At 42.4% G+C, this 23,136-nt stretch carries 24 protein-coding genes and 2 pseudogenes; 17 read left to right on the top strand and 9 right to left on the bottom strand.

Annotated elements, in window-relative coordinates:
• The first annotated feature begins 195 nt into the window (after nucleotides 1–195).
• From C8268_RS17275 to C8268_RS17255, 5 genes are all read left to right on the top strand, one after another.
• Nucleotides 196–573, top strand: a complete 378-nt coding sequence (locus tag C8268_RS17275) for a GntR family transcriptional regulator (protein WP_106768818.1) — start codon at nucleotides 196–198, stop codon at nucleotides 571–573.
• Nucleotides 573–1,442, top strand: coding sequence for an ABC transporter ATP-binding protein (locus tag C8268_RS17270; protein WP_158702761.1), 870 nt, complete (start codon nucleotides 573–575; stop codon nucleotides 1,440–1,442). The genes C8268_RS17275 and C8268_RS17270 overlap by 1 nt, the downstream gene beginning before the upstream one ends.
• Nucleotides 1,435–2,043, top strand: coding sequence for an ABC-2 transporter permease (locus tag C8268_RS17265; RefSeq protein WP_106768816.1), 609 nt, complete (start codon nucleotides 1,435–1,437; stop codon nucleotides 2,041–2,043). The genes C8268_RS17270 and C8268_RS17265 overlap by 8 nt, the downstream gene beginning before the upstream one ends.
• 58 nt (nucleotides 2,044–2,101) lie before the next feature.
• Nucleotides 2,102–2,422 carry a YfzA family protein gene (locus C8268_RS17260; RefSeq protein ID WP_234032868.1) on the top strand — a complete coding sequence of 107 codons (321 nt, stop codon included), beginning with the start codon at nucleotides 2,102–2,104 and terminating at the stop codon, nucleotides 2,420–2,422.
• 162 nt (nucleotides 2,423–2,584) lie between these two features.
• Nucleotides 2,585–3,025: a YhfM domain-containing protein gene (locus tag C8268_RS17255; RefSeq protein ID WP_106768814.1), complete on the top strand. Its 441-nt coding sequence runs from the start codon at nucleotides 2,585–2,587 to the stop codon at nucleotides 3,023–3,025.
• A 161-nt stretch (nucleotides 3,026–3,186) separates the two neighbouring features.
• Here the strand turns inward: C8268_RS17255 and C8268_RS23355 are convergent, their stop codons facing one another.
• Entirely contained in the window at nucleotides 3,187–3,318 is a 132-nt protein-coding gene (locus C8268_RS23355; RefSeq protein ID WP_272939337.1) for a hypothetical protein, read from the bottom strand.
• 169 nt (nucleotides 3,319–3,487) lie between these two features.
• Complete coding sequence (locus C8268_RS17250; protein WP_106768813.1) at nucleotides 3,488–4,249, bottom strand: DeoR/GlpR family DNA-binding transcription regulator; 762 nt, start codon at nucleotides 4,247–4,249, stop codon at nucleotides 3,488–3,490.
• A 251-nt stretch (nucleotides 4,250–4,500) separates the two neighbouring features.
• On the opposite strand from C8268_RS17250, the gene C8268_RS17245 reads away from it, so the two are divergent.
• The 6 genes from C8268_RS17245 to C8268_RS17225 all read left to right on the top strand — a co-directional run bounded on the left by C8268_RS17245 (nucleotide 4,501) and on the right by C8268_RS17225 (nucleotide 10,176).
• A complete protein-coding gene (locus C8268_RS17245; RefSeq protein ID WP_106768812.1) occupies nucleotides 4,501–5,253 on the top strand; it encodes an ABC transporter ATP-binding protein in 753 nt (250 codons plus the stop codon).
• Nucleotides 5,246–6,865 (top strand): ABC transporter permease subunit, encoded by a 1,620-nt coding sequence (locus C8268_RS23200; protein WP_234032867.1) that lies wholly within the window; start codon nucleotides 5,246–5,248, stop codon nucleotides 6,863–6,865. Before C8268_RS17245 ends, C8268_RS23200 begins: the two co-directional genes overlap by 8 nt.
• Nucleotides 6,866–6,913: 48 nt before the next feature.
• A complete protein-coding gene (locus C8268_RS23195; RefSeq protein ID WP_234032866.1) occupies nucleotides 6,914–7,903 on the top strand; it encodes an extracellular solute-binding protein in 990 nt (329 codons plus the stop codon).
• Nucleotides 7,904–7,925: 22 nt separating this feature from the next.
• Nucleotides 7,926–9,020: a 2-aminoethylphosphonate--pyruvate transaminase gene (gene phnW, locus C8268_RS17235; protein ID WP_106768811.1), complete on the top strand. Its 1,095-nt coding sequence runs from the start codon at nucleotides 7,926–7,928 to the stop codon at nucleotides 9,018–9,020.
• Nucleotides 9,017–9,838, top strand: a complete 822-nt coding sequence (gene phnX / locus C8268_RS17230; RefSeq protein WP_106768810.1) for a phosphonoacetaldehyde hydrolase — start codon at nucleotides 9,017–9,019, stop codon at nucleotides 9,836–9,838. The genes phnW and phnX overlap by 4 nt, the downstream gene beginning before the upstream one ends.
• 164 nt (nucleotides 9,839–10,002) lie before the next feature.
• The gene (locus tag C8268_RS17225) at nucleotides 10,003–10,176 is read left to right on the top strand and encodes a hypothetical protein (RefSeq protein WP_158702760.1); all 174 of its coding nucleotides are present in this window, start codon (nucleotides 10,003–10,005) and stop codon (nucleotides 10,174–10,176) included.
• Nucleotides 10,177–10,375: 199 nt separating this feature from the next.
• On the opposite strand, the gene C8268_RS17220 is transcribed toward C8268_RS17225, so the two are convergent.
• Genes C8268_RS17220 through C8268_RS17210 form a run of 3 tightly spaced genes read right to left on the bottom strand, consistent with a single transcriptional unit; the run spans nucleotide 10,376 to nucleotide 12,294 of the window.
• Nucleotides 10,376–10,999, bottom strand: coding sequence for a LysE/ArgO family amino acid transporter (locus tag C8268_RS17220; RefSeq protein ID WP_106768808.1), 624 nt, complete (start codon nucleotides 10,997–10,999; stop codon nucleotides 10,376–10,378).
• Between the two features lie 22 nt (nucleotides 11,000–11,021).
• Nucleotides 11,022–11,411 (bottom strand): ACT domain-containing protein, encoded by a 390-nt coding sequence (locus C8268_RS17215; protein ID WP_106768807.1) that lies wholly within the window; start codon nucleotides 11,409–11,411, stop codon nucleotides 11,022–11,024.
• Nucleotides 11,412–11,415: 4 nt separating this feature from the next.
• Nucleotides 11,416–12,294 (bottom strand): 2OG-Fe dioxygenase family protein, encoded by an 879-nt coding sequence (locus C8268_RS17210; RefSeq protein WP_106768806.1) that lies wholly within the window; start codon nucleotides 12,292–12,294, stop codon nucleotides 11,416–11,418.
• A gap of 319 nt (nucleotides 12,295–12,613) precedes the next feature.
• Between C8268_RS17210 and C8268_RS17205 the strand changes: the two genes are divergently transcribed.
• Nucleotides 12,614–13,483, top strand: coding sequence for a phosphorothioated DNA-binding restriction endonuclease (locus C8268_RS17205; protein ID WP_106768805.1), 870 nt, complete (start codon nucleotides 12,614–12,616; stop codon nucleotides 13,481–13,483).
• A gap of 97 nt (nucleotides 13,484–13,580) precedes the next feature.
• Here C8268_RS17205 and C8268_RS17200 read toward each other — a convergent pair.
• Nucleotides 13,581–13,868, bottom strand: a pseudogene (locus C8268_RS17200) (helix-turn-helix domain-containing protein); the annotation flags it as partial.
• A gap of 445 nt (nucleotides 13,869–14,313) precedes the next feature.
• Between C8268_RS17200 and C8268_RS23190 the strand changes: the two are divergent.
• Nucleotides 14,314–16,218 (top strand): flagellin, encoded by a 1,905-nt coding sequence (locus C8268_RS23190; RefSeq protein ID WP_106768803.1) that lies wholly within the window; start codon nucleotides 14,314–14,316, stop codon nucleotides 16,216–16,218.
• Nucleotides 16,219–16,308: 90 nt separating this feature from the next.
• On the opposite strand, the gene C8268_RS17190 is transcribed toward C8268_RS23190, so the two are convergent.
• Both C8268_RS17190 and guaD read right to left on the bottom strand, forming a co-directional pair.
• On the bottom strand, nucleotides 16,309–17,661 hold the full coding sequence (locus C8268_RS17190) for a uracil-xanthine permease family protein (protein ID WP_106768802.1): 1,353 nt from the start codon (nucleotides 17,659–17,661) through the stop codon (nucleotides 16,309–16,311).
• A 38-nt stretch (nucleotides 17,662–17,699) separates the two neighbouring features.
• Nucleotides 17,700–19,064 carry a guanine deaminase gene (gene guaD / locus C8268_RS17185; protein ID WP_106768801.1) on the bottom strand — a complete coding sequence of 455 codons (1,365 nt, stop codon included), beginning with the start codon at nucleotides 19,062–19,064 and terminating at the stop codon, nucleotides 17,700–17,702.
• 236 nt (nucleotides 19,065–19,300) lie between these two features.
• Between guaD and C8268_RS17180 the strand changes: the two genes are divergently transcribed.
• Together C8268_RS17180 and C8268_RS17175 are read left to right on the top strand one after the other, a co-directional pair.
• On the top strand, nucleotides 19,301–19,870 hold the full coding sequence (locus C8268_RS17180) for an SF0329 family protein (RefSeq protein WP_106768800.1): 570 nt from the start codon (nucleotides 19,301–19,303) through the stop codon (nucleotides 19,868–19,870).
• A 743-nt stretch (nucleotides 19,871–20,613) separates the two neighbouring features.
• Entirely contained in the window at nucleotides 20,614–20,988 is a 375-nt protein-coding gene (locus C8268_RS17175; protein WP_234032864.1) for a hypothetical protein, read from the top strand.
• Nucleotides 20,989–21,016: 28 nt separating this feature from the next.
• Here C8268_RS17175 and C8268_RS17170 read toward each other — a convergent pair whose 3' ends face one another.
• A complete protein-coding gene (locus C8268_RS17170) occupies nucleotides 21,017–21,274 on the bottom strand; it encodes a helix-turn-helix domain-containing protein (protein ID WP_106768799.1) in 258 nt (85 codons plus the stop codon).
• Between the two features lie 182 nt (nucleotides 21,275–21,456).
• Here C8268_RS17170 and C8268_RS23185 point away from each other — a divergent pair.
• Nucleotides 21,457–21,734 (top strand): annotated as a pseudogene (locus C8268_RS23185) (aldehyde dehydrogenase family protein); the annotation flags it as partial.
• 159 nt (nucleotides 21,735–21,893) lie between these two features.
• Nucleotides 21,894–23,039 carry a GntR family transcriptional regulator gene (locus C8268_RS17160; protein WP_158702759.1) on the top strand — a complete coding sequence of 382 codons (1,146 nt, stop codon included), beginning with the start codon at nucleotides 21,894–21,896 and terminating at the stop codon, nucleotides 23,037–23,039.
• Nucleotides 23,040–23,136 lie beyond the last annotated feature (97 nt).

Below are 23,136 nucleotides of genomic sequence, written 5' to 3'. Positions count from 1 at the left end.
CCCTACTTCATTTTGGAAATTACGTATCAAAATTTTTGTTGATGATGAACGCAAAATAGAATAACTCCGATGGCCAATGATTTACTCGGGCGGATTTGTTATCCCAAATCACATAAAAAATGTTGTATAATCATTCCATTTTGTATATATTGTATATGGAGTATATATACATTATTAGTGAATGAGGTTTTTTGCATGCAAATTATGATCTCGAATCATTCGAAGGAACCGATCTATGAGCAAATTTATGCCCAAATCAAGAAACATATTTTAACCAATGAATTAAAAGCAGGGCAATCTCTGCCTTCTATGCGTCAGTTAGCGAAGGATTTGGACATCAGTGTGATAACCACCAAGCGTGCTTATGAAGAGCTTGAGAAGAACGGCTTCATATATTCGGTTGTGGGGAAAGGCTCTTTTGTATCGGAGCAGGATAATGAAATGATTAAAGAAAGAAAAATGAGAGTTATTGAAGAGCAATTGTCGATGGCCATCCAAAACAGTAAAGAAATTGGCATTACGCTTATAGATTTGAAGGAGCTGCTTACAGTGTTATATAGGGAGGAAGAATAGTGGAAAACATAATTGAGTTCAATCATGTTCAGAAATCTTTGGGTCAATTTCAACTCAAGGACTTTTCATTGACGGTTAAAAAAGGATTCGTAACCGGCTTTATCGGCGGAAATGGGGCTGGAAAATCCACTACGATAAAACTGATTATGAATTTGCTCCAGCCTGATCGCGGATCGATTTCGATCTTCGGGTTAAATTATGCGGAACATGAAAAGGAGATCAAGCAGCGCATAGGGTTTGTATTTGATGAAAATATTTTTTATGAACATTTAACACTAGCAGAAATGAAAAAGATCATAAAACCAGCTTATACGAATTGGGACGAAGGTATTTTTAAACATTATGTTGAAAAATTTGAACTTCCGCTAAAGCAAAAGATAAGCTCCTTTTCTAAAGGGATGATGACTAAGGCTTCATTAGCCGTAGCTCTTTCACATCACGCGGAGCTGATTATTATGGATGAGCCTACCTCTGGCTTAGACCCGACTTTTCGCAGAGAGTTGCTGGATGTATTGCATCATATTATGGAGGATGAAGAGAAAACGATTTTCTTTTCGACTCATATTACAACAGACTTAGATCGTATCGCTGATTACATTACGTTTATCCATAAAGGTGAGCATATTTTTACGAAGAAATCTTATCAAATTGAAGAAGAGTACGCCATTGTTAAAGGCGGGTTGGATTTACTGGATCAAGAAACGGAGCGGGAATTTATCGCCGTTCGAAAATCTAAACTTGGTTTTGAAGCATTGACATCTGATAAAACGAGAATCAAAACAATTTTTGGAGACATGGCTTTAGTGGAAAAGCCGACGCTTGAAGATATTATGTTCTATACCAAAAAAGGGGCGGAGTGGCGTGTATAATTTGATACGTAAGGATCTAATCCTATTGAAAAAACCGTCAATGATGTTAATTCCAGCTTTACTTTTGTACTTATATTTCGATTTTTCATATATTTGGTCGGGTTTTTTATTCAGCATAGTGATCATCATGAGTTTATTTTCCTATGATGAAAAGTCTTCAATCAACACCTTGCTCAATTCGCTGCCCTATACACGAAAAGAAATCGTAAGTTCTAAATATATTGGCGCACTTTTATTTACGCTAATCATTGTTTTTACTATTTTTATCGGAAATTTTCTTTTTCATAGAGAGCTAACAGCCTGGAGAGACATACTGTTTATTGTTGGTCTAGTTATGGGTGTTACTTCATTGCTGCTGCCATTCTCCTATCAATTCAAAAGCAAGTATTTGATGACGGGCATATTGGTTTTATTTGGGGTTTACATGCTGGTGATTAACACGTTTATTAAAAATTTGAACGATATCATTAGAGAATTTGTACAAACGATGTTAGTCACACAAAATGTTCAGTTTTATTTGATTGTTACATTTTCGATTATGATTCTATATGCTTGTTCATGGCTGTTGTCGATTCATATTTATAGGAAAAAAGCGTTTTAATAATTGCGAAATCGGGGATACAGGAGCAATCACTACGATATGGTTGGGGGAAGATCATTTGACTGTTAATCGACGTCTCTTTTTCAAACGATCATGGGTTCTGTCTATTGGATCATTCTTGTTGCTGCAGTTTATTTTTATAATGTTTGAATCAACGGGCTGGATGCCAAATTTGAGAGAGATGGACGGGACACTATTCGGAAGAATCGCGGAGTCTACCTTCTTCAGAGAGTGGTTCTCGTTTTATGAAACACCCTATTTTAACTTATGTACTGTCTTTTTTGGTACTGTACTTCTCGCTCATGGAATCGTTGGGGCATCTAAAAAGCTGATGACTGATCAGATGGAGAAAAGATGGAGAGCTGGAGCTCCAGAATGATGGAGTTGAAACTTTAAAATAATGACACTTAGGCTGTGGATGTTATTGCGTCTACAGCCTATATGTATTGCGAAGAGGAGATTAGCTAGCTGACATAGAATAACTTGAAGCTGCAAGGGGTTATCCATTAACTTTATTTTGAATGTAGGGAGAGACGGTTTGATGAAGCATTTTTTAACGATCATAACGTTTTGTATGGCTGCTCTATTAACAGGCTGCGAGAAGGAGGAAGGTTGGGAGACGATGCAGCTTCTTGATGCACAGGTCGCTGAAATTCGTATTTCGGCATTCGAGACATGGGAAGGGATGAATGCGGACACGCTGTTGTCCTTCAAGGATAAGAAGGAAGTAAGCGTATTTGAGAAAGCGATCCTTACTGCTCGCAAGCAGCCAGATGATGTGAAAAGAACAGATCCGGATTACGACGTAAAGGTTATCTACACAAATCAATTCCCCATACACGCGATCAGGCTGTGGTTGGGGGAAGAGGGCCAAGAGAGTGTGCTCAGCTACGGTTTCAGAGATTGGGGAGAAGATATTTATGTGGTGTCGGCCAAACATACTGATCGGATGAGAGAACTTATTTTGCAAGAGGGGCGTTAGGGTGATATAGATCGTCTACATATAGTTGGACAGAAAAAATAAGGGCTAGTAGAATACGCAGATAAGATAAAGGAACCCCCATAAAACGGCATGTAACAAAGTAACAACGGGGAATATCCTGGATCGGGAGTTTGAGCAATCGGAGCCTAAACGCTTCATTGTCAGCGACCTAACGTACTCTTCTTGTCGATCAGCAAAACGATAATCTGCTGGCGGACCGGATCGCCCATCCCGTTGAAATAGGGCTGTAATCGCTCAAGCAGCTGTATGGTCCTGCTGTTCGGTGTATTCATGGCTTCACTCCGTCGAAAATATTTGATTGTTTAAACGGATTGTACACGATGTCAGAAAGATTGCAACCGCATGTTTAACGGCGGCACGGCAAAACGTTGCATCGTCCCCGTCCAAAAAGGTCGTTTCCCCCGCAGATGTTGCTGCGATCTGGGAAACGGCCTGTATTTTTTAATCTGTAATTACAAGCTTGGCTCCCGCTTTTTTGAAGGCCGGAATGAAACCTGTGTGGAGGCCCGAATCGGTCACGATCGTATCAATTTTGTCCAACGGAGCGATGGCAATTGTGACATCCTTACCGAATTTGCTGCTGTCGGCCACCACGAACACCTCTTTGGACAGCTCGATGATCTTTTTGCGGGTAATGGCTTCCTCCAGGTTGTAATCGGAGATGCCCCGCTCGACGGTAATACCACTGCAGCAGATAAAGGCTTTCTGCACGTTCAGTTCATGGAAATTAAAAATATAATCGTAGGCTACGACCGACTGTTCCTCACGACGTATTTTTCCGCCGATCATAATCAGCTCGGCCTCGCTATCCATCAGCTCAATGGCAACCGGAAGCGAATTCGTAATCACCGTCAGCTTCTTTTTATGCTTCACATATTTGGCGATCTGATAAGCGGTGGAGCCGCTGTCGATGTAAATGCAATCGCCATCCCCGATAAACTCGCTGCATCTGCGGGCGATTTGTGCCTTCTCCTCCAGTTGGGTCACCATGCGTTCATCCATGGACGATTCACCAAACCGGGACTCGGCAAGCTTCACGCCGCCATAAATTTTCTCGATGCGTCCTTGCTCGGTTAGCGTGTTCAGGTCCCGGCGCAACGTATCCACCGAAACCTTCAGCTCATCGGACAGCTCGGCGATCTTCATGACCTTCCTAATCGTCAGCAGCTCTAAGATCTTGTTCTGCCTTTCCAATGGAAACATATCCTCACCATCCCATTTCAACATTAGCCGAGGCTGTATATTCAGGTTCAGTTTAACGATTACTTGCAGATTCTTCAAGAGAGGTGCCTATATTATCCACAAATTGAATATGAAAAAGCATTAAATATAGTCAAGAGTTAGGGTCAATATATTAATGATATATGCATAATTTACGAGAATTTAACAGTCCCCACGATTTTTATTTACATATGGTTTCTATACTGGGGATGTGTTTAAGGGAGGTGAGCCGTTTGCTGAAGCTCCAGCATATTAGCAAACATTATGACAATAAAGCGGTTCTGGATGACATTAGCGTGGAGATCGGCACAGGGGAGATTGTATCCCTGCTGGGTCCGAGCGGAAGCGGGAAAACCACGCTGCTGAACATCATTCTGGGTTTAACGGACATGGACAAAGGAAAGCTCCTGTTCCAGGATCGGGATTTGAGCACCGTGCCGATGAAGAAGCGGGGATTCAATATCGTATTCCAGGACTACGCCCTGTTCCCGAACCTGAATGCTTACGACAATATCGTCTACGGTTTGCGCAATAAGAAGGGGGCTGCCAGTGAGAAGGAAGTCCGGGAGTACATTGACTTTCTGGAGCTGCAGCCCCACCTGGGCAAGCGCATCGGCGAGCTGTCCGGCGGACAGAAGCAGAGAGTGGCGCTTGCACGAACATTGGTCACAAAACCGAGCATCCTGCTGCTGGACGAGCCGCTTAGCGCCCTGGACGGGGTCATCAAGGAATCGATCAAACAGCGCATACAATCCATAGCCAGGGAATTCAAGCTCACTACCATCATTGTGACCCATGACCCGGAGGAGGCGCTGACGTTATCCGATAAAATCCTCATTATCAATCAGGGGAAAATCGCGCAGTTTGGCACCCCCCGGGATATCGTTCATCAGCCGGAGAATGAATTCGTGAAGCAGTTTATCATTAAGCAGCTTCATATTAAACGGGACAACATCTACAACCTGTTCGGTGAGCGGTATGCATAACGCCAAGCCGGAAATGCGGGTGATCTTTACCGTCATCCTGCTGCTGTTTGTCCTGTTTTTGTTCGCACCGCTGCTGATTCTGCTGGTTCGCTCCTTTGAATCGGATCAAGGAGCCACGCTGAGCAACTATGCATCCGTCCTGACTGATTCGGAGCTACTGGCCTCCATCGGCAACAGTGTGAAGGTCTCTGCGGTTACGGCTGTCATCACCACGATTTTGGGATTTATTTTAGCCTATTCGATCCATTGCACGAACATCATCCGCCCTGTCAAAGGGGTGTTGAAAACGGCGATCATCGTTCCGATGCTGCTCCCGACGATTACGTACGGTTTTGCCATTATGTACTCGTTCGGAAATCAGGGGCTGATTACGAGGCTCGTCGGCCGTGAGCTGTTCGAAATCTATGGCTTTAACGGCTTGCTGATCGGTTATGTCATTTACACGCTGCCGCCGGTATTTCTGCTGATCGATAATGCCTTCAAGTATACGGACAAAAAATTCATGATCGTATCCAAGCTGATGGGCGACGGTCTGCTGAGAAGCTTCATGAATACGATTCTGCGCCCTTTGGCGGGCGCGCTTGGCGGAGCGTTTGTGCTTTCTTTTATCTTAAGCTTTACGGATTTCGGCATTCCCGCCTCTGTCGGCGGCACTTACCCCGTGGTGGCAACGCAGCTGTATCAAGTGATGCTGGGCTCCATACCGGATTTTAATGAAGGCGCCGTGATCGCTGTGCTGATGCTCGTTCCGGCCGTGTTTGGCATCTGGCTGCTGAAGGCGCTGGAGAGGCTGAATTTCCATTATGACCGCTTATCGGATACCGGGCTTCCGCAGCACCGGGTGCGCGATATCAGCTTTGGCGTGATTTCATCAGTCATTGTGCTGGGGGTGCTGTCCGTGTTTGCCGTGATGTTCATTGCCCCATGGTTAAACAGCTATCCCTATGATATGACCTTCACGCTGAAGCATGTGATGAATGTGGTGCAGTCCAGCGATTTGACGGGGGTATACCGCAACTCTTTATGGGTGGCGCTGTTGACCGCACTCGCGGGCACGCTGATCGCATATGCATCCGCATTGCTGAATGTGCGCACGCCGCTGAAAGCCAGATCTGTCGTGGATGGCGTATCCATGATCACCAATACGGTGCCGGGAATGGTACTCGGAATCTCTTATCTGCTGCTGTTTAACGGCAGCACCTTGAAAGGGACCTTTGCCATCATCGTTCTGTGCAATATCGTCCATTTTTTTACGACGCCGTATTTGATGGCCAAAAACGCTTTGTCCAAAATGAACCCTTCTTGGGAAACGACAGGCGAGCTGCTGGGAGACAGCTGGTTCAAGACCGTGTTCAGGGTTGTTCTGCCTAACTCCATTTCAACGGTTGTTGAAATGTTCAGCTACTATTTCATCAATGCGATGGTGACGGTCAGCGGCATTATTTTTCTCGTCTCAGCCCAGACGTCGCTGGTTGCGAGCAAAATCAAAGAGCTGCAGCATTTTGCCAAATTCAATGAAATCTTTGTGCTGTCGATGCTGATCTTTATGACGAATCTGCTCATCAAGCTGGTGTGCGACTGGCTGCAGCGCAGAGCGGCTATCAAGGGCTGAGGTGAATAACGGAATTACGACAATTCGATTAATGGGAGTGAGCTATTCATGGGAAAGACAACTAAAGGCATGCTGCTGACGCTGATTGCTGTCAGTATGGTTTTGGCGCTGGCCGCCTGCGGCGGTTCGGGCGCAGCGAAGAAGGTTGTCATCTACACGAACGGGGATGAGGAGGCGGTGGCGGCGATGGAAACCTCGCTGAACCAGGCCGGGTATGACGGCCAGTATCTCGTGCAGTCTCTGGGAACCTCCGAGCTTGGCGGCAAACTGATGGCCGAAGGGAAGGACATTGAAGCGGATCTCGTCACGATGAGCTCTTATTTTATCGAAAGCGCGCAAAGACAGCATGGCATGTTCAAGGATCTGACCTTCGAAACCTCGGCGCTGGATGAATACCCGGCTTTTTATAAACCGATTCTTGCCAACACTGGCTCGATCTTTGTGAACACCCAGGTGCTGAAGGATAAAGGGCTGCCGACACCAGCCTCTATTGTAGACCTGACCAAGCCAGAATTTAGGGGTCTCGTATCGATTCCGAATATTATGGATTCTTCGACCGGCTGGCTGCTGGTGCAGGCGATTGTCAACCAGTACGGGAAGGATGCCGGACGCCAGGTGCTTCATGACCTGATTGCTAACGTTGGCCCTCATCTGGAGAGCTCCGGTTCCGGACCGATCAAAAAGGTGCAGGCCGGGGAAGTGGCGGCAGGTTTCGGTCTGCGGCATCAGGCGGTAGCGGCCAAGGCTGTGGGGGCTCCGATCGATTACGTTGATCCGGTTGAAGGCAACTTCTCGCTGACCGAGTCGATAGCCGTAGTGAATAAGGAGGGGGATCAGGCGGAGCTGGCAATGAAGATGGCGGAGACCATCATCCAGGATGCGCGCAAGGATTTGATAGTGAACTATCCAGTGGCCTTGTATGAAGGAGAAACCGTGGATGAAGTGAACAAGCCGGCCTATTCAATGACATTCAATAAAGCTTTGACCGTTGAGTTGCTGGAGGAGCATCAACAGTTCTTCAACGGTTCCAAACCATAAGGCAGCTTAGGAGTGAAATGGGATGAACAATTACAAGCTTTTGACGCCAGGACCTTTAACGACAACGAGCACCGTGAAAGCGGAAATGCTCATGGACCGCTGTACATGGGATGACGATTATAAGGCGATTACCCAGAAAATCAGATCGCAGCTGCTGGAACTGGCCGGGGCAGAGGCAGACCGGTATACGGCAGTCTTGATGCAGGGCAGCGGCACTTTTACCGTGGAATCTGTCCTCACCTCGACGGTGGCAAGCCAGGACAAGGTGCTTATTGTGAACAATGGCGCCTATGGCGAGCGGATCGTCAAAATGGCCCAGTACATCGGGCTGCGATATGTTGAGTATAAACTGGAATATGACGAGCAGCCGGAGGAAGAGGAGCTGCGGGCCAAATTCCAGGAGGATATCTACATTACGCATATCGCGATGGTTCATTGCGAGACGACGACAGGGATGCTGAATCCGCTGGAGATGGTCTCCAGGCTGTCCCGAGAATACGGCAAAACGCTTATTATTGATGCCATGAGCAGCTTTGGCGGAATGGAGATAAATGTGCAGGCCCTGGGCATCGATTATCTGATCAGCAGTGCAAATAAGTGCATTCAGGGCGTGCCGGGATTCGGGTTTGTCATTGCGCGGGCGGATAAGCTTGCCTCCTGCGAAGGCGTTTCGCGGAGCTTGTCGCTTGATTTGGTCGATCAATGGAAGGGCATGGACCAGGACGGAAAATGGCGGTACACATCGCCGACCCATGTGGTGGCGGCCTTCTCCAAAGCGCTGGACGAGCTATATGAGGAAGGCGGTGTGCCTGCCAGGCACAGGCGTTACCGGAACAACAACCGGCTTCTGAGAGAGCGGCTGGCACGGATCGGCATTCACGCATATATTCCGGAGGAGCTGCAATCCCCGATCATCACAACCTTTTTGTTCCCGGATCAAGGGTTCAGCTTCCAACATTTCTATGCTTACATTAAGGACAGAGGGTATGTCATTTATCCGGGCAAGCTGACGGACGTCGATACGTTTCGGATTGGAAACATCGGCGAGATTTATGAGCAGGATATCGAACAGCTATGCCAAATCATTGAAGAATACATGGGAGTGATGGCGCAATGAACAGAATCGAAGGCGTAATCCTGGATTGGGCAGGGACGACAGTGGATTTCGGATGTTTTGCACCTGTGAATGTGTTTGTCGATATTTTCAGGGACGCGGGCATTGAGGTGACGATGGACGAAGCGAGAGCCCCGATGGGGATGCTGAAGATCGACCATATCCGTGCGATGCTGTCGATGCCGAGGGTATCCGACCTATGGGAGCAAACCTATGGAAGAACCTTTCAGGAGGAGGATGTCCAGCGGTTGTATGCGGCGTTTGAGCCGGCGCTAATGGCTTCCCTGTCGGCGTACACGGACCCGATTCCGGGAGTGATTGAGACTGTGGCTTCATTGAAGGCTCAGGGGTTGAAGATTGGCTCCACCACAGGTTATACGGACAGCATGATGGAGGTTGTGGTCATGAACGCTCAGCACAAGGGCTACAGCCCGGACACTTATGTGACGCCGGATGACACGCAATCCTATGGAAGGCCTTATCCTTATATGATTTATCGAAACATGGAGCTGCTGAAGCTGTCGGCTTCATGGAAGGTAGTAAAGGTGGGCGATACGGTGTCGGATATCAAGGAGGGTGTTCATGCAGGGGTATGGTCGGTCGGCGTGGCGGTTGGGAGTTCAGAAATGGGCCTGACCCTGGATGAATATGAGGCTTTGCCGGAGCCGGACAAAGCCAGGGTGATCGGAAAGGTCGAGCAGACATTTTTGCAGAACGGTGCCGATTTTGTCATTCATACGATGACCGAGCTGCCGTTTCTGATCGAGCGCATTAACGGCCTGTTGTCCGAAGGAAAAAGACCCGGTTGTCCGGTGAAGTAGAAATGCCTGTGGCGGCCTCGTGCGTATGCGTCTCCCTGTGTCGCACGGTCCGTAATCCTGGGCATGGCCGCTGGGGGCTGTGATTTTGCAGCCTTCGGGGCGCTGCCCGGAACGGATTGGCAATCGAAAAATGGCAAGCGAAAGCGGAAAGCTTCTGCCCTTCAGTGCCATCGAAAAATTCAACCTACATCGATATTGGCGGCGGCTCCCGGAAAACGGTACGCACAATAAGCTCAGCCAGCAGAAACAACGATGGCGCTGTATACGCCGATGGTGTAGCTGGCGGTATAGTCGAAGCCCAGCCCATGACGGAAAAAATGCGGCAAATAGATGAATAAACATATTTGTGAACTGACTTCTCCTCGAATAGACTCGACCCACTTCACTACATTTTTGGCGGCACTTCCTAGGCATTTTCTTGTACTTTTTTAGCAGATCTAGTTGTTGCTTCAAAAACCGATTTTCCGCCTCTAGCATTTTCAATGGCTTTATTCTTCACTTCTACCGGATAGCTGACTCTGATTGCCAAAGCACTAACTAGATACTTTGCAACCCGAATTTGATGAGTTGATAGGAGAGCAAGAGCATAAAACACCCAATGCCAAAATCCAGTATTCTCCATGATATCGGTTTTTTGAAAAGAGGAATAAGCCACCTTGAACCATATCCAAGCCCAAAGAACCACAGAAATGAAGCGATAAGAGCCCCGATTAAAAACTGTATTTTTTCATTCCATGTTAATGTTCCAGCAACACCACCTATAACAACAACAGTATCTAAATATACATGTGGATTAAGCAAAGTAATAGCCAGTGTGGATAAAATAGTAGTGTGAATTTTAGGAATTGTTTTTCCATCATTGTTAATATTCATTCCACTGGAAAGAAACCAAGCACTCCGTAGAGAATTCAATCCATAAAAGGCTAAAAAAAGACCGCCAGCTATTGCAAGAGAAACAGTTGCAAAAGTGCTGCTGCTGATAATGGTACCAACTCCTATTACACCGATGACCATTAGAAGTAGATCACATAAAAAGCAAGTTAATGACACCCAAAAAATATTGTTTTTCATCAATCCCTGTTTAAGTACAAAGGCATTTTGAGCGCCGATAGCCACAATAAGGCTGCCCGCAATTAATGCTCCTCTTAGTATTTCATTCATAATCTACATACCTGCTTTTTTGTCAAATAATTTGATATCCCGCAAATCTAAGTGTACTCAGTGCTTTCTCAGAGTCCTTCTCTTTGAAAAAAATATAATCAGTATCAAAAGTAGAAACGACTAAAATACTAATTTTAGCCTTCGATAAGGGAGAAATAATGGAATATAATATGCCGGATTGTGAAAAATCAAGTTTGGCTTCGATCCGTAATGCATTCCAACCATGTGAAATCTCCAAAAAATGATTAACCGTATTTTGGTTTTGTTTATAAATTAACGTTGTAACACCAGACTCTTTAATCGTGCAAAAGATTTGATCGGAAACGCTACTAATATCGAATTCTTCAGAAACTTTACACAAGGAATAAGAATCTGATAGTAATCTTAGGCAGGTCAATGAATTTTCATTCATAGCTCTAATCCAATACTAAGATATCAAATCCAATGGTTGACCGATATCCAGGCTCATCTGTATTAATCAGTGAAATGGAGGTTACCTCATGCCATAACTCTGTTCCTTTATCTGGTTGAAAAATGCCTTGACCCGATTGTAAAGTAATATTGAGCAGAGGTGTTTTCGCATCAGCACCGTAAATAATGCTTTTTCCACCATAAACATTGTTTCTTTCTATTACTAACGCAGATACAATGTAATCCACCCCATCTTGATGAATTCCTTCAGGAGAATTTGAGCTTATTTGATCTGGAATGCAAAGTATTAAGGTGTGATGAATTGAAATACTAAGTTTTTTCGCGGAATTATTAAATTCTTTAACTTTATTACCAACTTGGATTAGAATTTTTTTGAGATCTTCATCAAATAAGTATTCAGGTAGCTCTTTGAATTTTCTTGGTATCAAGCGATAATCCAAATCATTCGTAGCGATCAATGCTTCCGTTTGTTGAAATGGAGCACAAGGAATTCGTTGAATTTCCCAACTGTTTTCTTTCCAAGTCAATTCACATTCAGAAATTAGACGCATTCTTGTCGGTTGTAAAGATGAGATTGTTTTTAAAACATCACTGGCTATATGCGGAAATATAATAGGGAAATCCTTGTCTGGTATTTCACCTTTGTAAATTTTCATCCAAACGTCATATCCTACACGATCAATCTCCTCTTGCGATAAATGTGACTGCAAAATTTCTATTTTATTTCTTTGAGTCAAGTAAACATCCGGCTCATACTCCTTATATCCCGCTCTCAGCTTATCTTTCATTTTTTCTAAATCGATGCCAAGATCAATTACATTAATAATACTAATGGGTGTATCTAATTCTTTTAGCAACATCATTACCCCTCCTACTTTACTTAAATAGTTACATGTAATTATTGTAATTTAATATAACAGATACTGTATATTATGTAAACGGAAGCAACTTTCTGTCAGTTAAAGGATTCTGTTTCATGCAAAAGGTCTATATCGACTGAAGGCTTACCTCGTGCAGATGCTCTTTTTCGAATCCTCATATTTGGTCAGTTAGCAGCCCAACTTAAGGTAGTTAATCTTAGGGGATAGGCGGCCGCTTTCTTTTTGTTCTTTTACAAGATATCATTTATTAATATAGATAGAGTCGGTAGTGTGTGATTAAAAAATGTGAGAGGTAGAGATCGTGGAAGAATCCGAATTAAAAGAAAAGATATCTAATCTAACGATATGGAAAAAGAATGGGCAACGGGCTCCACATAAGCCGTTACTAATCCTGCTAGGGCTTGCCCAGCTGCAACAAAACAATACAATCTTACCGTATGAATTAGTTCGGGAAAAATTGAAAAAGCTGCTTATAGAGTTTGGTCCTATCAGAAAATCGTATCATCCCGAAGAGCCTTTTGTTCGACTAACCACCGATGGAATTTGGGAATTAAGCGGTTCTATTGATAAAAGGAATTTTTCTGATAAGAAGCTCTTAACAGAGCAAATAGCAGGAGGGTTTAATGAGGAGGTACTTAAGCTTCTTCAAAACAACGAACTTCTCATTCAAGAGTTAGCTGAATTGCTGTTGAATGAGCATTTTCCCGAGACCATTCATCAGGATATTCTTGATGAAGTAGGACTTGATTTTTCTGTAAGAAGAAAGCGGAAGCGTGATCCCAATTTTAGAAATAAGATTTTAAAAGCATATGAATACAGTTGCGCCGTTTGTGGGTTTAATGTCAGGCTGGGACATAATTTAGTGGCCATTGACGCCGCCCACATTCAATGGCATCAAGCTGGCGGACCCGATACAGAGGAAAATGGGATTGCACTTTGTTCTTTGCACCATAAGTTATTCGATCGTGGTGTATTTACTATAACAGGTGAGCGGGAACTGCTTGTAGCTGAAGAGGCTCACGGCACGCATGGTTTTGAAGAGTGGCTTATGCGTTTTCACGGTAAAAAGGTACGTTCCCCTATACATCCGGTATATACACCGAAAGAGAATTTCATAAATTGGCATATAAGGGAAGTGTTTAGGGGGCCCGCAAGGTATACGATTTTATGATTGCGTAATAATAGACCGCGCTGGAATATCCAGTACGGTCTGGTTGTTTTTCTTTTTTTAGAAGGTTGTCTTTTCTCCTGTTTATTACATTAGAGTCTTATCCCTCTTTAAGATGTGTCCCTTCGATTGAATTAAAAATATCTTTAGTTATACGATGAATAATTTTTACATCCTTGGTTTTCTTTTCCTTTAAAAACTGATAATGCACCTCAAGAACGGAAGTTATTTCAAAATGGCTTGAATTAACATCAATCTCACGGAAATCAAATAAATCCCCAGCCTTAATGTCAAGAGCGTTCATAATCTTCTCCAAAGAATCAAGAGATGTATTTCTCTTGCCTCTTTCAACATCTCCAAGATAAGAAGTTTGCAAACCCTGTTGCTTCGCTAAGCTGCTGTAGGGTCATTTGTCTGGAATTACGTATGTAACGTATTTTATCACCAATAATTTTCTTTAACTCACCCATACGATCACTCCCTTATTCAAGGGTAGAGGATAAAATGTAAAATTTTAATAACATTATAAGTTGAAAATATTAAACTATTAACTTAAAAGTTTTGCAGAGTTTCAAAGGAAACCTTGGATGAGGTTAAATAGATTACATAAGTAGTGAATCTTCAAATATGCGGATTATTTTATGGCATTCTGACTTTGTAGGTAGTAGAAAGACACCACTGTTCTCCTGATAATTGCCTGGCTCTTTCTAGTTTCCTGTGATTTAACGCCTTAACTGGAAATAAAAAAATAGGTAATATTACCTAAAGAGTAGATAAAGATGTGTCGATAACAAAATAGTATCCAGGTACAGCTACAATAGAAAGGTGATCAAATGCGAATAGCTCACAACATCTCAGCAATAAATTCGTATAATAAACTTTATCGAAATAATAAAGTAACAGGTGATGTATTAGAAAAACTTTCATCAGGTTTAAGTATAAATAAAGTTGCGGATGATGCGGCAGGACTGGCAATTTCCGAAAAAATGCGAGCCCAGATTCGAGGATTGGGACAAGCGGAAAGAAATATTCAAGATGGAATTTCATTAATTCAAACTGCAGAGAGTGGTTTAGGAGCTATCCAAGACCATCTTCAAAGGATAAGAGAACTTGCTATACAGGCGTCTAATGATACACTAACGAATGAAGATAGAAGACAAACTCAAAAAGAAGTTTCACAGATTAAACAGGGAATTAATGAAATAGCAAATAACACTCATTTTAATGGAATCGATTTATTAAATGGTACGGAAGGTAATCGTAATTTTACGCCAATACAAGGGAGTATCAGTGTTAATTGGACAAATAACATATCTAGTGGTGAATTGTCCAGAACTTCCGATGGTGGTTACATCGGAGTAAGTACTTACCCGGGAAGTACCACATTTAAAATAGACAATACGGGGAAATTAGTATGGTCACAATCTATTTCAAATATGGAAGTATTTAGCGTCAAGGAAACAAGTGATGGCGGGTATATTACATTAGGCAATGATTTCTATGCAGATCCAAATTCAGTGGATAAAATAAACATCATTAAATGGGACAGAAATCGAAATGAGCAGTGGAGAACAGGTGTAACGGGTGTATATTCAATTCAGGGTAATGAAGTAATAGAAACTAGTAACGGTTCTTTTGTTATAGTAGGTGTGGGCTCGGGAATTCAAAACTGGGATGGACTAATAGCTAAGTTTAATAGCAGCGGTACACAGCTGTCCAGTTCAGTTACTGGATCTTCGCAATCCACTCCGCTTGGTTATGGACATGATGAATTTAAAAAAATAATTGAAACAGCAGATGGCGGATTCTTAGCTATTGGCACTTCAAGCCTCAAAGTAAACGGAACTTATTCGGATAATTCAAATTGGGTCGTTAAATATGATAGTAATTTAAATTTGTTATGGGAAAAACGGGTCGGTTCACTTGGTGATGATGAAGGTTATGATGCAATCGCAACAAGTGATGGAGGAGCTATCATTGTTGGTTCTTACAATGATTCAACAAAGACAAGTGGACTGATTTATAAAGTGGATAGCAGTGGTAATATGGTGTGGGAAAAAAACATCTCAGCTACAACTTCTATCTTAAGTAGAATATATGGTATTTCAACAGGAAACAATGGTAATTATTTAGCCGGGGGGGAATTAGACGGAAAATCCTATCTTTGGTTATTTGACCCGGAAGGCAACGAACTCGCAAGATTTTCATTGAGTGATAATTCTGCTATGAACTTAATAAACAGCATTATTCATAATCATGATGGAAGCTACACAGTATCAACTACCGGCGGTATAATGAATATCAATTTAGCATATAGACCAAATAACGATACATCTCCTAATTATAAAAAACTTTTGTTTCAAGTGGGTGCAAACTCCGGAAATCAATATTCTATCGAGTTAACAGATGCTAGAACTACAGCACTTGGCATTGATGGGATAGACCTTTCAATTAGGCAAAGTGCAGAGTCCGCGATCATTAAAATAGACAAAGCAATCGAAAAAGTTTCTTCAGCGCGTTCTATGTATGGCGCCCATCAAAACGCCTTAGAACATATACAAAATAACGTATCGAATTATTATGTTCAGTTAACAGCAGCGGAATCACGCATTAGAGATGTAGATATGGCTAAAGAAATGATGGAATATACTAAAACATACATTTTCGTACAAGTGTCTCAAGCGATGTTGGCACATGCCAATCAGCAACCACAAGAGATATTACAGTTATTGAAATAGATCCCATAAAAATAGAGATGCCCTCAAAGCTACATTCGCTGTAACCTTGGGGTATCTCTTTTTGTCTATATTTTGATCTGGTCTTACATCTTACTTCCTACTCGGCACCAGCTTATTCAATAAAATCGCTGCAAGCGAAGCAGCTAGAATAGGTGAACCGAATAAATATTGCACGAACGTAGGCAGCGTACTGAGGAAGTCTTTAGGAATAAGCACTAGAGCCAGCGTTAAAATCATCGGTATGGCGATAATGTACATTTCTTTTTCGCCAATCGTTTCGTTTTTCATGACCTGGATACCGTTAATCGCGATAATGCCGCAGACGATAGCGAACACGCCGCCGATGACAGCTGTTGGAATCGAAGAGATTAAAGCTGCTAATTTTCCTGAACAGCCGAAGAGGACGAACCATCCTCCTACCGCAAGAAAGACTCGGCGACTGGCCACGCCCGTGATGGAAATAATACCTGCGTTTGTGGAATAGCCTGTAACCGGGGTTGAACCGAGTCCAGCAGCGATTAGACAGCTGATTCCTTCCCCAACAACACCTTGGTTAATATTTTTATCCGTTAACGGTTTATCGATCACGTTGCTGATGGCAAACCACGTACCCGTTGTTTCAGCCAGCAGTACGAGATAAATAATGATCATGGTGATAATTGCAGAAAGGTCAAAAGAAAAGCCAAAATCTTTAAAAGGAATCATCGGCATGCTAAACCATGAAGCACTTTGAATAGCTGAGAAATCCAAGACGCCCATAAATTGTGCAGAAATACATCCGATAATCAACGCGACCATTACAGAAGTAATTCGGAAAATCGATCCTTTTTTTTGGAACAAAGAGCCCAGGATCACGAAAACAATGAGCACGGCAGCCGAAATAAGAGCTAATAACACGTTTTGGTTAATTGTAGCGTCAGTGGCGCCATAAACATTGTCTCTGATTGCAACAGGCAACAAAGAAAGACCTACAATGAAGATGATCGTTCCCCCTACAATGGGAGGGATAAAGGATTTCACGATTTTATTGAATACTCCAGTATAGCCCAAAATAATTACGAGGATCGCACCAACTAAACTGGCACCTAACACAGAACTCCAACCTAGTTCCCCGCCGCCACTAGCGGCATAAATCGTGACGATCGCTCCGAGCGGAACATATGAAGGACCTTGCGCCATCGGCAGCTTCATACAGAAATAAGTTTGGACAATCGTTGCAAGCCCCGCAGCAATAAACGTGGATTGAATTAATGCGCTGGATTGACTGGGCTGTAAGCCAATTAACATAGCAATGAGGAAGGGAACGACATAGACGTCCATCGCTAATACATGCTGTAAGCCAAGAATTGCCGATTTTCCAAAAGATAGTTTGTCTTCGGGTAGAACCGTTAAATGTTGTGATTGTGTTTGCGCGTTATCTTGCTTGTCTGCTTGTGTATTCACTAAGTTGCACACCTCAAATTTTAATTAGTTTCTATATCTTAACGCGAATGAACTTTTTCCCCTTGTACCCAAACTTCACGGATATGCTCAGGTCTGACAAGATACAATATTTTCTGGAAAATATCATGTAAATCTTCGTTATCATCAAAGATCGGCAGTTTGGCAGATGGACATTTCGTATCGATAACCTGTACATCCCACGCGTAATTTTGCTGAATACGACCGATTGGCAGGCTCAAACTTTCCCCACCGCCAGCAGTAGCAAGATAGAATGCTTCATGTATCGTAATTCGTGATCCTGGTGCACCACGCTCTTCGGCAGGAAGAGAGGGGTTAACGCCATCCTCGAGCATTCTGGAAGAGATAACAGCCTGTTTAATATTATCGAACAGACTCGGTGAAAAGCCTCCGGAAATATCAGATCCTAAGCCAATATCAACGCCTTTGGCATGGATATGAGCGACTGGAATGACGCTATTGGCAAAATACGCATTTGATACGGGACAATGTGCGATAGCCGTTCCGGTTTGAGCAAATAAATCGACATCAGGATCATCCAGGAAGTTACAATGTGCCATAACCGATTTATCACGCAATAGGCCAAAATCATACAAAGCAAAAGCATCGTTCTTATGGAACCGATCTTGCACATAACCGTGAGCCCAATCGCTTTCGCTGCAATGGGATTGAACATACGTATCGTATTTAGCCGCCAGCTCTCCCAAGCCCTTCAGCCCTTCATCCGTGCAGCTCGGAATGAATCTTGGCGTCACGACAGGATACACACCTTGTTTCGTGGATTTAGCTAATTCTTGTACCGCAATAATAAACTCTTCCGTATCGGCTAGTGCCGCTTTGGTGTCAACATCGCGATAGTATTCTGGATTTTGCTCGGGGTCATCCATGACGACTTTTCCGACAAGTCCACGCTGGCCTTTACTCGCACATATTTGGGCTAACAACAAGCTGGCTTCTTTGTGCACCGTTGCAAAATAAAGTGCCGTCGTTGTTCCGTTGGCCAGTAAGGTGCTTACCACATCATCGTAGACCTTTTGTGCAAAATGAAGATCGGAGAACTTTGATTCCAGCGGGAAGGTATAGGTGTTCAACCAATCATAGAGCGGAATGTCTAATGCGGTTCCAGATTGGGCCCACTGCGGGGCATGAACGTGCAAGTCGATAAAACCAGGCAAGAAATACTGTCCTTCCTTTAAACGATGAAAGTTGTCGCTGCCTTGATACGTATCCAGCAAGGATTGATATTCGGCGTCTTCCGGTGCCACGGCTCGCTCAATCATGCCGTCCGTATTAATACAGAAAAGATAGTCTTTTAATATCTCAATTTCTTTGGACGATTTGCTTGAAAAAGCAGTTCCTTGAAATAAATACATATATTTACCCATTATTATCCCCTTAATGTTCGTTTTTGGAGTGTATTTGTTATTATAATCTGTTGAAAATGATAAGTCTATAACAAAAAGGCGAATATGATATGCTTAACTCCATGTGGCTACTACCGACATTTTTCCGGACAGTTGATATCCGTTTTAACTACCACATCGAAGTGAATTTTCGTGTTATAATTTTGCTGGAGCATTCGAGCTAAATAAAGGAAAGATTACTTATGAGGAGAATTTATATGTCCTGGAGCAAATTGAAGCAACAATTGGAGAGTTTTCTCTGTCCTGCGTTATATGGAAGGGTCGAATACCGTGCAACTGGATACCGTTATTTACCGGATAAAGCAGGAATATGTTATATTGCGGTAGATAAAAAGAACATACTCAATATGAGTGATATAACTACTTCAATCAGATGGTATCAGACAGAGCTGGAAATTAAGAATGATTCAGATATCCAAATACCGATCAGCAATGAGGAAATTGAAGCGGTCAGAAAAAATACCAAGGGGGCCGTTCCGGAGGATCGTTTAAAAGTCATTGCAAGAAATAGAAAAATATCAGAACATGCAAAGGTGCTTTTGTCAGCACAGTCATCATTAAGTAAATCAAATTTTATCGTTGTAGCTAATAAATTTTTATCCATTTCTATAGAGGAAAGTATAGATAGTAATGATATCTTATTGAATATTCTAGCTTTGGTGGACAGACGAGTTGGAAAAAAGCGAATTTTAAACATGACCGAGAAGATGAAGTTAAAGCATCCAATTGTGCAGTACTTTTATGAACTACGGCTTAGTACGTTATGAAAATAAATTACTCATTTACCTCCAATCGGGAGTTTTTTGATGAGACATATCCTTTCCTATATTCTGTATCCTATCTCATTTCGTAATTAGCTTTGAATGCAGCTTGTGAAATTAATTGTTTAATAAAGGAAATGGAGGATTCTTATTGAAAAGTAAATTCTTCGCATACGCAGTAATTGCTTATTTTTTCATCCAATTGATTAACATCCCATACACACTAATTACTTCAAATGAAATTCCGTTTTTTTCAATGATAATTGTTTTAGTTTTTTCTATATCGTTTTTTATTCATAGTAGGAGAAACTAGTTAATAGAATGTTAAACCTATTCCATAATAGAGGATACATTGAGAGGCTTTCCATGAATACATCGAGCATATGGAAGGCCTCTTTCCTTTGTCGATGCACTGAAATCGATGTTCCGAAGCACAACATATATTCTTTACCTGCAAAAGTACATTTAAATTAGCCGTACTTTCTATTTCGGGTAGTTTACCTGCAAAAATACATTTGATTCTGCCCGAAATTACCTTTTTGGCGAAAAGTTTGGATTTTAACTGTATTTTTGCAGTTAATGCTCTAAAAATCGAAAAACCCACTTTTTTAAATGTACATTTGCAGTTAAGGGTGACAGGCGTTTTTTTGTGTAGTTAACGTGAACAGCCTTTCCCGTACATTTAAGCGTGACGATGACTCCCTGTTGAAAAAACAATACAGTTTCGCCCAGGGAACAACTCATGGACGGTGAGTAACCGGTTTAAAATGTACAATCCCTTTATGCAAAATTACGGCCATATTCAGTCGATAAAAAGTCTGCTCCCTGACTACCAAATGATCCGTTACATTTCATTGGTTTCCTTTACGATGCGTTGTAGATTTAGCGTTGATGCGGAACTGAGAAAAATCCAGTCAGATGAACTGATTGTATACGATGTTGAACTTTCTGAATATATCCAGCGCAAAATGAATCGGATTCAAGCTGAGAAGAAGGAGTGCGATCTAGCGGAATCCGATATTCAGAGAATCTATCAATCATGGATAGAGGCTAATATCAGCGATCCGAGGATTCGGGCTGAGCATGTGGATAAGGCGAGAAGTTTAGGGAAATCAAAAAAATGATAATCGGAATCTACTATTTACCCTTCGCTTAATACTGAACTTCCTCCAATTCCCTCTCATACCCCTCTATCAAACCCGAAGGCTTAACATGAAGCGCCCTTGCTAATGCCGTAATCGTTAGCAACGTAGGCGCTTTTTCTCCGTTTTCTAGTTCGCTAATATAGGACCGATCGACACGGGAGTAAAGGCTCAGCTCATCTTGTGTGAACCTTTTTTCTTTGCGGATTTTTCGAAGAGCTCTGCCGAAGGCAAGTAACTCTATGGATTTATCACTAGGATTAGTCACGTTATAACCCCTTAATGGATAGTTAGATTCATCTTATGCGTTTCTATAGGGGAATTTCTGTAGGCTATTACCTACAGAGTGGTTGAGATGATATAATACAGATACTGGAAAATGATAATTCCGGTTTAATAGATTGGGTTCTTATTGAGAGTAGGGGGGAATCTAATCATGAAATCGATGGTAACAATGAAGAGGCGATTGAAATCGCTAACCATACAGAGTATGGTTTGAGCTTTGCCATCTTTACATCGGATTTAACAAAAGGTGAGCAGCTAGCAGCTGAATTAGAATTTGGTATGACCCACGTCAATGACCAAACCGTTAATGCGTTTGAAAATACACCATTCGGTGGTGTGAAAAGCTCGGGTATGGGCCGTTTTGGTAACCCTTGGGTCATCGAAGAATTCACAGAAACCAAATGGGTTTCGATTCAATCGAAGAACGCCAATTCCCATTTTAAAGGAATCATAATTCATTATAAAAGCGTAGGGCTTCTTGCGCTTTTTTGGTTGGCCACCCTGTTAGATATATTGAAAGTACAACCAATACATTTACACTTCTTTCTTTACTTGATATAGTTGATATATATCATGTCAACCTGAAAAGGGGTAAAATGTTTATGACGAAACCGTTGTACCAGCAAATATACAACTATATTATTGAAAATATTAAAAGCGGCCAATTGAAAGCCGGTGATAAGGTTCCTTCGGAAAAGGAGCTTTCAGAAAAATTTAGTGTGAGCAGAATTACATCCAAAAAAGCGTTGGATCTATTGGCTCAACATCAAATCATTCATCGTATTCGTGGTAAAGGCTCCTATATTTCCGACAAGCCTCATAACGTTGACCCTGAAAAGGAGATCGTTCAAGATACAGATGTTCTCGATGACAATATCCTGATCGGAGCCATTTTCCCTGATTTTGATTCAGCTTTTGGCTCAAAGCTGCTAAAGAGCATCGAACAAAAAGCTTCTGAATATAAAGTAAGTCTAGTTATTAAACGGACTCACGGCCTGATCGCAGGGGAAGAGAAGGCGATATTATCCCTTGTTGAGCTTGGTGTAAAAGGACTTATCATATTCCCAGTAGACAGCGAACAGTATAACCGTGAGATGTTGAAGCTGATTCTGGAGGGATTCCCCGTCGTTGTTGTTGATCGTGATTTGAAGGGCATATACACAAGTACGGTTATGACAGACAATAAACAAGCGGCACTTCAGTTAACAGAGTATCTATTTGAGTTAGGACATGAACATATCTCCTTTATATCGCCGCCTCCTAAGAGAACCTCAACTGTTGATGAGCGACTTCAAGGGTTTCAAAAAGCTTTTTTGAAGCACGGCTTACGATACAATACCGATTACCTGCTAACCGAAATTACAAGCTCACTACCTCCGGTCATTCAAAGCGAAAATTATCTTGCTGTCCTGGAAAATGATATCGAAACCATCAAGAAGTTGATTATGGATCATCCGCAGATTACGGCTTTTGTGGCCTCTGAATACGGAATCGCTGTCACACTCAAAAAAGCATTGTTAATGCTAGAAAAACAAATACCCCATGACTACTCTATCGTATGTTTTGATTGTCCTGACGATCCTTTTGATTCCCCAATGTTTACACATATCCGCCAGATGGAAACGGAGATGGGGATGACAGCGGTGAACCTGCTTATGTCTCAATTGAAAGGCGATCATGTTCCGATGCACACCGTTATGAATTACACGTTGGTTAAAGGTCGATCTACCCGTTCGATCAACGTGTAACTTGATGATAGATCAATTCCGAAAAGCTCCCAACGGAGCTTTTTTGTTTTTCTTTCTAAACATATTGACATGACATATGTTTGTTGATAACATAACA

It is taken from the genome of Paenibacillus faecalis (genome assembly GCF_900289175.1).
Taxonomy (GTDB): Bacteria; Bacillota; Bacilli; order Paenibacillales; family Paenibacillaceae; genus Paenibacillus_AQ; species Paenibacillus_AQ faecalis.
The sequence above is the reverse complement of the archived record's forward strand: the minus strand, read 5'-3'. Positions and strand labels throughout refer to the sequence as shown.